Annotated in this window: 12 protein-coding genes; 7 read left to right on the forward strand and 5 right to left on the reverse strand. The window is 64.9% G+C overall.

The window, feature by feature from the left end:
* Positions 1-30: 30 nt before the first annotated feature.
* The 6 genes from ltnD to denD all read left to right on the forward strand — a co-directional run bounded on the left by ltnD (position 31) and on the right by denD (position 6166).
* On the forward strand, positions 31-924 hold the full coding sequence (gene ltnD, locus ABDB81_RS28360; protein WP_137926725.1) for an L-threonate dehydrogenase: 894 nt from the start codon (positions 31-33) through the stop codon (positions 922-924).
* A 4-nt stretch (positions 925-928) separates the two neighbouring features.
* Positions 929-2200 carry a 3-oxo-tetronate kinase gene (gene otnK, locus ABDB81_RS28365; protein WP_346814198.1) on the forward strand — a complete coding sequence of 424 codons (1272 nt, stop codon included), beginning with the start codon at positions 929-931 and terminating at the stop codon, positions 2198-2200.
* Positions 2197-2835 carry an aldolase gene (locus ABDB81_RS28370; RefSeq protein WP_137926723.1) on the forward strand — a complete coding sequence of 213 codons (639 nt, stop codon included), beginning with the start codon at positions 2197-2199 and terminating at the stop codon, positions 2833-2835. The genes otnK and ABDB81_RS28370 overlap by 4 nt, the downstream gene beginning before the upstream one ends.
* A gap of 180 nt (positions 2836-3015) precedes the next feature.
* The gene (locus ABDB81_RS28375; RefSeq protein ID WP_346814199.1) at positions 3016-4368 is read left to right on the forward strand and encodes an MFS transporter; all 1353 of its coding nucleotides are present in this window, start codon (positions 3016-3018) and stop codon (positions 4366-4368) included.
* Between the two features lie 28 nt (positions 4369-4396).
* Entirely contained in the window at positions 4397-5179 is a 783-nt protein-coding gene (otnI, locus tag ABDB81_RS28380; RefSeq protein WP_346814200.1) for a 2-oxo-tetronate isomerase, read from the forward strand.
* Between the two features lie 15 nt (positions 5180-5194).
* Positions 5195-6166 (forward strand): D-erythronate dehydrogenase, encoded by a 972-nt coding sequence (denD, locus tag ABDB81_RS28385; protein ID WP_137926720.1) that lies wholly within the window; start codon positions 5195-5197, stop codon positions 6164-6166.
* 85 nt (positions 6167-6251) lie between these two features.
* Here the strand turns inward: denD and ABDB81_RS28390 are convergent, their stop codons facing one another.
* The 3 genes from ABDB81_RS28390 to ABDB81_RS28400 all read right to left on the reverse strand — a co-directional run bounded on the left by ABDB81_RS28390 (position 6252) and on the right by ABDB81_RS28400 (position 8877).
* Positions 6252-6689 (reverse strand): YbgC/FadM family acyl-CoA thioesterase, encoded by a 438-nt coding sequence (locus ABDB81_RS28390; RefSeq protein ID WP_160472273.1) that lies wholly within the window; start codon positions 6687-6689, stop codon positions 6252-6254.
* A 69-nt stretch (positions 6690-6758) separates the two neighbouring features.
* Positions 6759-7742 (reverse strand): tripartite tricarboxylate transporter substrate binding protein, encoded by a 984-nt coding sequence (locus tag ABDB81_RS28395; protein ID WP_346814201.1) that lies wholly within the window; start codon positions 7740-7742, stop codon positions 6759-6761.
* 136 nt (positions 7743-7878) lie between these two features.
* Positions 7879-8877 (reverse strand): alpha/beta hydrolase, encoded by a 999-nt coding sequence (locus tag ABDB81_RS28400; RefSeq protein WP_346814202.1) that lies wholly within the window; start codon positions 8875-8877, stop codon positions 7879-7881.
* 261 nt (positions 8878-9138) lie between these two features.
* Between ABDB81_RS28400 and ABDB81_RS28405 the strand changes: the two genes are divergently transcribed.
* Positions 9139-9660, forward strand: a complete 522-nt coding sequence (locus ABDB81_RS28405; protein ID WP_137926716.1) for an O-acetyl-ADP-ribose deacetylase — start codon at positions 9139-9141, stop codon at positions 9658-9660.
* Positions 9661-9675: 15 nt separating this feature from the next.
* Here ABDB81_RS28405 and ABDB81_RS28410 read toward each other — a convergent pair whose 3' ends face one another.
* Together ABDB81_RS28410 and ABDB81_RS28415 are read right to left on the reverse strand one after the other, a co-directional pair.
* The gene (locus ABDB81_RS28410; RefSeq protein ID WP_346814204.1) at positions 9676-10596 is read right to left on the reverse strand and encodes an alpha/beta hydrolase; all 921 of its coding nucleotides are present in this window, start codon (positions 10594-10596) and stop codon (positions 9676-9678) included.
* A gap of 66 nt (positions 10597-10662) precedes the next feature.
* Entirely contained in the window at positions 10663-11565 is a 903-nt protein-coding gene (locus ABDB81_RS28415; RefSeq protein ID WP_346814203.1) for an SDR family oxidoreductase, read from the reverse strand.
* Between the last annotated feature and the right edge of the window lie 83 nt (positions 11566-11648).

The raw sequence follows: 11648 nt of genomic DNA on the forward strand, positions 1-11648 counted from the left end.
TCCATACACATCAGGTTTAGGAGAATTTCGATGTCCAAGAACATTGGCGTCATCGGCTTGGGCGCGATGGGCAATGGCGTGGCGCAGTCGCTGCTGCGCGCAGGCTTCAAGACCCACGCCTACGATCTGCGTGCCGACGTGCTGCAGCGCTTTGCCGATGCCGGCGGCGTGCCGTGCGTGAGCCCGGCCGAGGTGGGCCGACGCTGCGATATCGTGATCACGCTCGTGGTCAACGCGGCGCAGACCGAGGCCGTGCTGTTCGGCGAACAGGGTGCGGTGCCGGCGATGTCCGAGGGCAAGCTCGTGATGGCCTGCGCCACTGTGCCGCCCGGTTTTGCCGAGACGCTGGGCAAGCGGCTGGCCGAAAAGGAACTGCTGATGATCGACGCGCCGGTGTCAGGTGGCGCCGCGCGTGCCGCCAGCGGCGAAATGACGATGATGACGTCGGGGCCCGCCGAAGCCTACGCCAAGGCCGAGGCCGTGCTGGCCGCCATCGCAGGCAAGGTGTACCGCCTGGGCGATGCCCACGGCGCGGGCTCCAAGGTCAAGATCATCAACCAGTTGCTGGCGGGCGTGCATATCGCCGCCGCCGCCGAAGCCATGGCGCTGGGCATGCGCGAGGGCGTGGACCCGGACGCGCTCTACGACGTGATCACGCACAGCGCGGGCAACTCGTGGATGTTCGAGAACCGCGTGCCCCACATCCTGTCGGGCGACTACACGCCGCTGTCGGCGGTGGACATCTTCGTCAAGGACCTGGGCATGGTGCTGGACACCGCCCGCACCAGCAAATTCCCGTTGCCGCTGTCGGCTGCCGCGCACCAGATGTTCATGATGGCGTCCACGGCCGGCCATGGTGGTGAAGACGACTCTGCCGTGATCAAGATTTTCCCGGGCATCGAGTTGCCGAAGGCGAAGGAGTAATCGCATGAGCAATCGTCCCCTCCTTGGCTGCATCGCCGACGATTTCACCGGCGCCACCGACCTCGCCAACACGCTGGTCCGCAACGGCATGCGCACCGTGCAGACCATCGGCGTGCCGGTGGGCACTGTCGAGGCCGATGCCGTGGTCGTGGCGCTGAAATCGCGCACGATTTCCGCCGATGACGCCGTGGCCCAGTCGCTGGCCGCGCTCGAATGGCTGCGCGCCCAAGGCTGCCGCCAGTTCGTGTTCAAGTACTGCTCGACGTTCGACTCCACCGACGCCGGCAATATCGGACCCGTGGCCGAGGCGCTGCTGGGTGCGCTGGGCAGCGATTTCACGATTGCCTGCCCGGCCTTCCCCGAGAACGGCCGCACGATCTTCCGCGGCCATCTGTTCGTGGGCGACGCACTGCTCAACGAATCCGGCATGGAACACCATCCGCTGACGCCGATGACCGATGCTAATCTGGTGCGCGTGCTGCAGCGCCAGAGCCAAGGCAAGGTCGGCCTGCTGCGTCACGACACCGTTGGCAAGGGACCCGAAGCTGTACGCGCCCGCATCGACGCGCTGCGCGCAGATGGCGTGAAGCTCGCAATTGCCGATGCGGTCTCCGATGCCGATCTCTTTGCACTCGGCGAAGGCTGCGCCGCGTTGCCGCTGATCACGGGTGGTTCGGGCATCGCGCTGGGCCTGCCCGAGAACTTCCGTCGCGCCGGGCTGCTGCCGCAACGCGACAACGCCGCCGAGGTGCCGGCCGTCGATGGTCCGGGCGTGGTGCTGGCCGGCAGCGCGTCGCGCGCCACCAATGGACAGGTTGCGCACTGGATCGCGCAGAACCGCCCCGCCCTGCGTATCGATCCGCTACGTCTGGCACGCGGCGAAGCCGTGGCCGACGAGGCGCTGGCCTTTGCTGCATCCCACAACGAACCCGTGCTGATCTACGCCACCGCACAGCCCGAGGAAGTGAAAGCCGTGCAGGCCGAACTGGGCGTGGCGCGTGCCGGTGAACTGGTCGAGCACGCGCTGGCTGCGGTAGCGGCGGGCCTGAAGGCACGCGGCACGCGGCGCTTCGTGGTGGCCGGTGGCGAGACCTCGGGCGCAGTGGTGCAGGCGCTCGGCGTGCAGTCGCTGCGCATCGGCCGCCAGATCGCGCCCGGTGTGCCGGCCACAGTGACGCTGGGCGATGACCCGCTGGCGCTGGCGCTGAAATCCGGCAACTTCGGCGGCGAGAACTTCTTCGACGAAGCGCTTAATGCGCTGGGAGCAGCACGATGAGCCAGGAAAGCGCACTGCGCGAAGAGATCTGCCGCGTCGGCGCGAGCCTGTACCAGCGTGGCTACACGGTGGGCTCGGCAGGCAATATCAGCGCACGGCTCGACGACGGCTGGTTGATCACGCCGACCGACGCCTGCCTTGGCACGCTCGATCCGGCGGCTGTGGCCAAGGTGGCGACCGATGGAAGCTGGGTGTCCGGCGACAAGCCATCGAAGACGCTGACGCTGCATCGCTGCGTGTACGACAACAACCCCGATGCGCATGGCGTGGTCCATACGCACTCCACCAACCTCGTCGCGCTGACGCTGGCCGGTGTCTGGCAGCCGGACGACGTGCTGCCGCCGATCACGCCGTACTACGTGATGAAGGTGGGCCATATCCCGCTGATCCCCTACCACCGCCCCGGCGACCCCGCCGTGGCCGCCCGTGTGGCGCAGCTTGCCCGCGAGGTGCGCGGCGTGCTGCTGGCGCGCCTGGGCCCGGTGGTGTGGGAGGGCAGCGTGTCCCGCGCGGCCTACGCGCTCGAAGAGCTCGAAGAAACCGCCAAGCTGTGGATGATGCTGCGCGACAAGCCGGCGCCGCTCGATGAGCAGGCGCTGGTGGAGTTGCGGGATACGTTCAAGGTGAAGTGGTGAAGGTGAAATCCCACGCCTAGTTTTGCTCCCCTCTCCCGCTTTGGCGGGAGAGGGGCTGGGGGAGAGGGCAAGCGCCCGGTCTGGCGACATCGAATAACAACGCCCTGCCCTCTCCCCGACCCTCTCCCGCCCTGCGGGAGAGGGAGAACACCGACCGGTTCAAATCCAAGGAGACTTCCAATGACCGCATCCAACCCCGCGGCGGGGACTGCCGACGCTCGGCTAGACGCCGACAACCACGTCGAGAAACGCGCCTACAACAAGGTGTTCTGGCGCATTATGCCGTTCCTGATGCTCTGCTACGTAATCGCCTATCTCGATCGCGTGAACGTGGGCTTTGCCAAGCTGCAGATGGCGCAGGACCTGCAATTCTCGGAGACCGTGTTCGGCCTGGGCGCCGGGCTGTTCTTCATCGGCTATTTCCTGTTCGAGGTGCCCAGCAACCTGCTGATGCACCGCATCGGCGCGCGTATCTGGATTGCGCGGATCATGATCACGTGGGGCATCATCTCGGCGGCGTTCGTGTTCGTGCAGACGCCGACGCAGTTCTACATCATGCGCTTCCTGCTCGGCCTGGCCGAAGCGGGCTTCTACCCGGGCGTGATCCTGTACCTGACGTACTGGTATCCGTCGCACCGCCGCGCCAAGATGATCGCGCTGTTCATGTCGGGCATCCCGGTGGCTGGCATGTTCGGCAACCCGTTGTCGGGCTGGATCATGGACGCGTTCAACGGCACGCACGGCTGGGCCGGCTGGCAGTGGATGTTCTTCATCGAGGCACTGCCTGCGCTGGCCATCGGCATCGTGACCGTGTTCGTACTGCGTGACGGTATCGACAAGGCGCCCTGGCTCGACAACGACGAGAAGCGTGTGCTCAAGCGCAATATCGAGGAAGACGAGCGCGCCGCCAAGGCCGCTGCCGCAACGGCTGGTGGCCGCGACGTGCATTCGCTGGGCGCCGTGTTCAGCGACCGTCGCGTGTGGTGGATGTGCCTGATCTACTTCTGCTTTGTGACCGGCCAGTACGCGCTGACGTTCTGGATGCCGACACTGGTCAAGGCCAGCGGCGTCACCGGCAACCTCAACATCGGTTTGCTGTCCGCGATTCCGTTCCTCTGCGCCATCGTGGTGATGAACATCCTGGGCCACAGTGCCGATGCACGCCGCGAACGTCGCTGGCACCTGATCGTGCCTGCGCTGATGGGCGCCACGGGCTTTGCCATCGCCGCCTCGTTCACCCACAATACGACGGTGGCCATCGCGGCGCTGTCGCTGGCCGCCGCTGGCGTACTGACCTGCGCACCGCTGTTCTGGTCGCTGCCTACCGCCTTCATGAGCGGCATTGCCGCCGCATCGGGCATCGCCGTGGTCAACTCGGTGGGCAACCTGGCCGGATTCGTGTCGCCGTACATGGTGGGTGCACTCAAGGACATGACCCAGAGCACGCAACTGCCGATGTATGTGCTGTCCGCGATCCTGGTGGTGGGTGCCCTGCTGGTCTGGCTGACGCCGGCCAAGATGGTCAATCGCTGATCCCGATCTTCCGATACAAGGAGCCGACATGCCGCGCTTTGCCGCGAACCTCTCGATGATGTACACGGAGCACGACTTCCTGGACCGCTTCGGCGCTGCCGCGAAGGATGGCTTCCAGGCCGTCGAGTACCTGTTCCCGTACGATCATCCCGCCGCCGAGATCCGCAAGCGGCTCGACGACCATGGCCTGACCCAGGCGCTGTTCAACGCGCCGCCCGGAGACTGGGCCGCTGGCGAACGCGGCACGGCCGCCCTGCCGGGCCGCGAGGCCGAGTTCCGCACGGGCTTTGCCAAGGCGCTGGAATACGCCTCGGTGATCGGCAACGACCGCGTCCACGTGATGGCCGGGCTGGTGCCAGCCGATGCGGATCGCGCCCGTTGCCGCGCGGTCTATCTCGAAAACCTGGCCTACGCCGCGGCCTCTGCCGCCGCGCATGGCGTGACCGTGCTGATCGAGCCGATCAACACGCGCGACATGCCGGGCTACTTCCTGAACCTGCAGGGCGATGGCCAGACCATCTGCCAGCAGGTGGGCGCGGCCAACCTCAAGGTGCAGTTCGACTGCTATCACTGCCAGATCATGGAAGGCGATATCGCGAAGAAGCTGCAGCGCGACTTTGCCGGCATCGGCCACATCCAGATTGCGGGCGTGCCCGAGCGGCACGAGCCGAGCCTCGGCGAACTGAACTACCCCTACCTGTTCGACGTGATCGACCAGCTTGGCTACACGGGCTGGATCGGCTGCGAGTACCGGCCCCGCGCCGGCACGTCGGAAGGCCTGGGCTGGTTGAAGCCTTACCTGAATCGATAAGACCTGGATGTTGCGATGAAAGTATTGATTACCGGCGGCGCCGGATTTCTGGGCCTGCAGTTGGCCCGCCTGCTGCTCAAGCGCGGCACGCTGAACCTCGGCGGCAAGGCCGTCACCATCGACCAGCTCACGCTGCTGGACGTGGTGGCGCCGCAGATCGACGATGCGCGCGTGCGCGTGGTCACCGGCGACCTGTCGGATCCGGCCGTGCTGGCGCAAGCCATCGACCGCGAGACTGGTGCGATCTTCCACCTGGCCGCCGTGGTCAGCGGGCAAGCCGAGGCCGATTTCGACCTGGGCATGCGCGTGAACCTGGACGCCTCGCGCGCCCTGCTCGAAACCTGCCGCACGCTGGGCCACGCCCCGCGCGTGGTGTTCACGAGTTCGGTGGCCGTCTATGGCGGCAAGCTGCCGGCCGTAGTGCAGGACGATACCGCATTGAATCCGCAATCGTCGTATGGCGTGCAGAAGGCGATTGGCGAGCTGCTGCTGACGGACTACAGCCGGCGCGGTTTTGTTGATGGCCGCGTGCTGCGGTTGCCGACCATCAGCGTGCGCCCGGGCAAGCCCAATGCGGCGGCGTCGTCGTTCGCCAGTGGCATCATCCGCGAACCGCTGTCGGGCGAGGCAGCGAACTGCCCGGTGGACCCGGCCACGTCACTGTGGCTGCTGTCGCCGCGCGGTGCCATTCAGGCGCTGGTCAACGGCATCGAACTCGACGGCGAACGCTTCGGCAATCGTCGCGTGGTGAATCTGCCAGGCCTGTCGGTGACGGCTGCGCAAATGGTGGAAGCACTGCGCCGCGTGGCGGGTGATGCCGTGGCGGATCGGGTGACGTGGAACCGTGAAGAACGTGTCGAGAAGATCGTCGGGACCTGGCCGGCCGCGTGGGATGTGTCGCGCGCGGTGGCGCTGGGGTTCGAGAGCGATGCGAGCTTTGACGATGTGATTCGGGGGTATGCGGAGGATGTGGGGGTGTCTATCTAGACCCCTTGGTGTTCTCCCCTCTGGTGGTTTGCTCCCCTCTCCCGCTTGCGGGAGAGGGGAGCAAACCAACAGGGGTCGGGGTCTTTCAAGAAGCCGGCACCACCACCTCCCACCCCCCGATCTTCTCCCTCACCTCCCCCGGAATCGGCGCCGATTTCTGCGTTTTCGCATCGGCGCAGACGTACACGATCTCGCCGGTGATCAGGTGCTCGTCCCCCCGGTACATCTCCACGCGGAACAGCATGCTCGATCGGCCTAGCCGCGCCATGCGTCCACGGATCTCCAACTCATCGTCGAAGCGTGCCGAGGCGTGATATTCGAGCGTGGACTTGACCACGAACATGTCTACGCCATGCGCATGCAGCACGTCTTCGGGATAACGGATGCCCACCGCGCGCCAGTACTCGGTCACGCAGATATCGCAATACGTCAGGTAATGGGCGTTGAAGACGATTGATTGTGGATCGACTTCTGACCAGCGCACGCGCAGCGGCACGCTGTGGCGAAAATCCTCTTTGGCCATCGGTTTGGCGCTCCCCATGAAAAACGGGGCGCCCTGTTCTCGTCAGGAGCGCCCCGTGATCGGCTTGGCTTACTGCGGCTTGGCCAGGCCCAGTTTCTCGATGATCGCGCGCTCGCGCTTGACCGTGTCCGCGGCAAACGCGGCGTACTGGCTGGTGCTCATGTAGTACGGCTCCATATCGAACTTGGCAAGCGATTCGCGGTAGTTCGGCATCTCCATGGCTTGCTTGAAGGCGTCATGCAGCTTCTTGACGATGGCCGGGTCGGTGCCCTTGGGCGCCACGAGGCCGAACGGCGAAGTCTGCACGATGCCCATGCCCAGTTCCTTGAGCGTCGGCACGTTCGGGAAACGCGCCGAGCGCTTGTCGCCCCAGGTCGACAGCAGACGCAGCTTGCCGGTCTCCACGTACTGCGCCCAGGCCGGGGTGTCCGCCACGGACATCACGTGGCCGCCCAGCAGAGCCTGCATCGATTCCGAGTTGCCCTTGTACGGAATGTGCGAGAACTGCACGCCCTGGCGCAGTGCCAGGTCTTCCATGGTCAGGTGCAGTGTGGTCATCGAGCCCGGCGAACCGTACGTCAGCTTGCCCGGATTGGCCTTGGCGTAGGCGATGTAATCCTGCATCGTCTTGATCGGCGAATCGGCCGGCACGACCAGGCCGAACGAGTAGCCAGCCAGGTTGATCACATAGCTGAGGTCCTTGACCGGATCCCAGTTGATCTTCTGCGTGTACGGCAGGCGGTAGACCGGCATGGCGACTTGCGCCAGCGTATAGCCATCGGGCGGCGTCGCCTGCATCATCTGCGCGGGCAGCACGCCACCGGCACCCGGCTTGTTCTCGACGATCACGGGCTGGCCCAGGATCTTCGAGGCGTTTTCAGCCAGCACGCGGAACGGAATGTCGGTGGAACCGCCCGCCGTGTAGCCGATCACGAGGCGGATCGGCTTGTTGGGGAACTTGTCCGCCTGGGCGTATGCCGGCACGGCGGCGGTTGCGATCGCGGCGGTGGCGGCGATCAGGCCCATCTGGGCCATGAATTGGCGGCGTTGCATGAGTCTTTGTCTCCTTCTGCTGCAAAAATGCACTGTTGCGACTTCGATCAAACCGATAAAGCGATAAACAGTTGCAGGCCCGCCCCGGTGTTGTTGTGTGGGGTCGGGCGCATGGTTGTGCCGGACTGCGTGGTCGTTAGCTGTCGAACGCCTCCCGCAATGCGGCAACGGCATCGGCATGCGCACCCGCAACAGCGTGAATGAAACGTCCGAGCTTGAAAAAATCGTGAATCATCGTTGGGTAGTCCGCCAGCGTGGCCTTGACCCCCGCTGCATTGAGCTTGGCCGCATAGGCCACGCCCTCGTCGTGCAGCGGATCGTAGCCGGCCACGGCGATCCAGGCCGGGCAGACGCCGCGCACATCGGCACCCTCCCCGCCACCATCGAGCGGCGCAAAGCGCCAGTCGTCGCGGCTCTCGTCGCGGTCGAGGTACTGGCCGAAAAACCACTGGATCATGTCCGCCGTCAGCAGGTAGCCATCGGCCAATGCACGATTCGATGGGGTGTCCTGCCTCGCACTGGTGCCGGGATAGATCAGCAGTTGCAGCACGGGTTCCAGGCCGGTGTTGCGCGCCTCGATGGCGCAGGCTGCCGCGAGCGTGCCACCCGCGCTATCGCCACCGAGTGCGATGCGCGCCGGATCGGCACCCAGCTTGGCTGCTTCGGCAAAGACCCAATGGAGGACGTCGAACGCGTCGTGGGCCGCCGTCGGAAACTTCCAGTCGGGCCCGAGCCGGTAGTCCACCGACAGCACCAGGCAGTCGGCATCGTTGCAGAGCATGCGGCACAGCGGATCGTGCGAATTGATGCTGCCGACCGTGAAGCCGCCACCGTGGAAATACACCAGCAGCGGCAGCGGATCGGCCCAACTGGCTTCGCGCGGCGCATAAAGCCGCACCGGGATGTCGTAGCCGTCGCGCGCGGGAATCGTGAAATTCTCCACGCCATGCACGGCGGCCGGCGGGATATCCAGAATCAGCGCGCTCTTCTCGTAGCCGATCTTCGCGTCAGCGGGCTCCATCGTATGGATGGCCGGGCGTTTGGCGCGCGCGACCAATTCCAGCAACTGCGCGACTTGCGGGTCGAGCGGCTGGTCGGGCAAGCCGGGAACGGACGGAGAGGGCTGAGCGGACATCGGAAGCAATCGAAGTCGGGGCACGCGGGCATGTTAGACCCGAATGCCGACCGGGGGCGCACCAGTACGGCGTTCAAAATGTGAACGACCATTTGTGAACGGTCGTTCGATTTCCATATCATGCCAGCGTTTCCGCTACGCAGCATTACGAAATAACCCTTGGCGAGCCGGTTGCTCCACCTTTTGCGCGATCATCGGCCATGTCATAAGCGGCGTTTGCCGCCTATGCTTGGAACACAATCCCATGACCCAGGAGACACCATGACGGGCGAACACTTGCAGGTTGTGCACGGCGATATCACGCGGATGGAAGTCGATGCCATTGTCAACGCGGCCAACAATGGCTTGCTGGGCGGAGGCGGTGTGGACGGCGCGATCCATGGTGCGGGCGGCCCGTCGATCATGGCGGCGTGCCGTGCGCTGCGCGACAAGCAAGGCGGATGTCCCACCGGGGAGGCGGTGATCACCACGGGTGGCCTGTTGCCGGCACCCTATGTCATTCATGCCGTGGGTCCGGTGTGGCACGGGGGCGGACAGAACGAGGATGCACAACTGGCGAGTGCCTACCGGAGCAGCATCCGGCTGGCCGCCGAACACAACCTGCGCACGGTGGCCTTCCCGAACATCAGCACCGGTGTCTATGGATTCCCGCGCGAGCGGGCCGTGGACATCGCCATTGCTGCGGTCCGGGAGGCACTGGCCAAGGCGCCCACCATCGAACAGGTCACGTTCGTCTGCTTCGACGACGAGAACTTCAAGCTCTACCGCGATCGGCTGCGGTAGAACGGAAGTCTTCGTTCAGGGCAGCGCGCTGCGGATCAGCAGGTTGATCCGCTCGGGCTGCTCATGGATGACCCAGTGCGTGCCTTCGGGAATGCGTTCGAGCCGCATGTCGGGCACGAACGCGTCCAGACCATCCACCAGCGTCTTCGGCAGCGCGCGGTCGTTCTCGCCCCAGATCACCAGTGTTGGCACCCGGACGACGAACATGGCCGGGTCCAGCCGCGAGATATCGGGCGCGGTCTCGCCCTTGGCGGGCGGATGCATCGGCGTGGCGCGGTAATAGTTCACTCCGCCGGTCAGCGAATGCGAGCCGTTGTCGCCGGGTTCGGACCACGCCCCGTGATAGTGCACGCGCGTATCGCCCGAGAACCACGCGGGTAGCGCGCCAGCCTCGCCAGTCAGCATTTTCTCCAGCAATGCAAACTCGTTGGCGGCCAGCGCCTGCTCTGAACCGGGCTTGCGCAGCCAGTTCATATAGGCCGATGCCTGCTGCTGCGCCGGATCAGCCGACAACGCGCGCGCGAACAGATACGGATGTGGCGAATTGATGATGACGAAGCGCTCGATCAGCTCGGGATGCTGCGCCGCAAGATTCCAGCACACCGCGCCGCCCCAGTCATGCGCCACGATTACGCATTTCTCGTAACCCAGCACGCGGATGAACTGCACGAGGTCTTCGACGAGCAGCTTGGGCCGATAGGCCTCAGGCTCGGCCGGCTTGCTCGACAGGTTGAAGCCGCGCAGGTCAGGCGCCACCGCAAAATGTGTCTGACCGAACTCGGCAAGCTGGCGCTCCCAGGCGTACCAGAATTCGGGAAAACCATGCACGAACAGGATCAGCGGCTTGCCCGGCTCGCCTGCGCTACCGTAATGCAGCCGCGTGCCATTGGGCAGGTTGGCGAACTGCAGGTGATGAATCACGGCAGGCGCGGTCATCATGGTCTCCCTCTTCGCTTCCGTCATCGCGGATCTCCCGAAAGGCTATGCAAGAACGTGACCAGGTCAGCCGCGCAGCGCGGCAACCAGGCTGGCGCGAACTTCTGACTTGTCACCGAACGGATCGCCCGGATTGCGCTGGTTGACGATGTCCTCCATGCGCTGGCGAACCGTGGCAAGGGCCTGCGGGTGGGAATAAATATAGAAGCTTTCGTTGCGGATGGCGTCGAACGTGAGCTGCGCCACATCGGCCGCGGAGACCTTGCCCGAACCCACTGCCTTGTCCGACAGCGCTTGCGACACCATCTGCGAACGCGTGGGCGGTGCGTCGTTGGCAAGCCCGGCGGGACGATTGCGGTGCGACTGGCTGATGCCGGTCGGCACGAAGTACGGGCACAGCACCGAGCAGCGCACCTGTTCGGTGACCAGGCTCAGGTCTTGATAAAGCGTTTCCGTCAGCGCTACCACAGCATGCTTCGACACGTTGTACACACCCATCGCCGGTGGGTTCAGCAGTCCGGCCATCGACGCCGTGTTGACGATATGGCCCTGGAACGAGGGGTCCTTCTTCGCGGCCTCCAGCATCAACGGCGTGAAAATCCGCACGCCGTGCACCACGCCATACAGGTTCACGCCGAGCACCCACTCCCAATCTTTCTCTGTGTTCTCCCAGACCAGTCCGCCCGCACCGACGCCAGCATTGTTGAAAACGAGGTTGACCTCGCCAAAGGCTGTCATCGCCGCATCGGCCAGCGCCTGCACCTCGGCAGCCTTCGACACATCGGCACGTAGTCCGATCACCTGCGCGCCCTGGGCCTTGAACTCGGCCACGGTGGCATCGAGCGCGTCTTCCTGAACATCGGCCAGCACAAGCTTCATGCCACGTTGCGCACCGATCTTCGCGAACTCCTTGCCAAACCCCGATGCCCCACCGGTGATCACGGCAACCTTGCCTTCGAACTGGTTCATGGTGTCTCCGTCGATGTGTTTTGTTTTGTGTTTGTTTGCTCCCCTCTCCCGCGCGCGGTGTACAGACCGGAGACATGGGTAAC

It is taken from the genome of Cupriavidus sp. DL-D2 (genome assembly GCF_039710735.1).
GTDB lineage: Bacteria > Pseudomonadota > Gammaproteobacteria > Burkholderiales > Burkholderiaceae > Cupriavidus.

Coding starts and splice junctions, on each gene's coding strand:
- ltnD (WP_137926725.1), top strand. CDS start 31: ATGTCCAAGAACATTGGCGTCATCGGCTTGGGCGCGATGGGCAATGGC.
- otnK (WP_346814198.1), top strand. CDS start 929: ATGAGCAATCGTCCCCTCCTTGGCTGCATCGCCGACGATTTCACCGGC.
- ABDB81_RS28370 (WP_137926723.1), top strand. CDS start 2,197: ATGAGCCAGGAAAGCGCACTGCGCGAAGAGATCTGCCGCGTCGGCGCG.
- ABDB81_RS28375 (WP_346814199.1), top strand. CDS start 3,016: ATGACCGCATCCAACCCCGCGGCGGGGACTGCCGACGCTCGGCTAGAC.
- otnI (WP_346814200.1), top strand. CDS start 4,397: ATGCCGCGCTTTGCCGCGAACCTCTCGATGATGTACACGGAGCACGAC.
- denD (WP_137926720.1), top strand. CDS start 5,195: ATGAAAGTATTGATTACCGGCGGCGCCGGATTTCTGGGCCTGCAGTTG.
- ABDB81_RS28390 (WP_160472273.1), bottom strand. CDS start 6,689: ATGGCCAAAGAGGATTTTCGCCACAGCGTGCCGCTGCGCGTGCGCTGG.
- ABDB81_RS28395 (WP_346814201.1), bottom strand. CDS start 7,742: ATGCAACGCCGCCAATTCATGGCCCAGATGGGCCTGATCGCCGCCACC.
- ABDB81_RS28400 (WP_346814202.1), bottom strand. CDS start 8,877: ATGTCCGCTCAGCCCTCTCCGTCCGTTCCCGGCTTGCCCGACCAGCCG.
- ABDB81_RS28405 (WP_137926716.1), top strand. CDS start 9,139: ATGACGGGCGAACACTTGCAGGTTGTGCACGGCGATATCACGCGGATG.
- ABDB81_RS28410 (WP_346814204.1), bottom strand. CDS start 10,596: ATGACCGCGCCTGCCGTGATTCATCACCTGCAGTTCGCCAACCTGCCC.
- ABDB81_RS28415 (WP_346814203.1), bottom strand. CDS start 11,565: ATGAACCAGTTCGAAGGCAAGGTTGCCGTGATCACCGGTGGGGCATCG.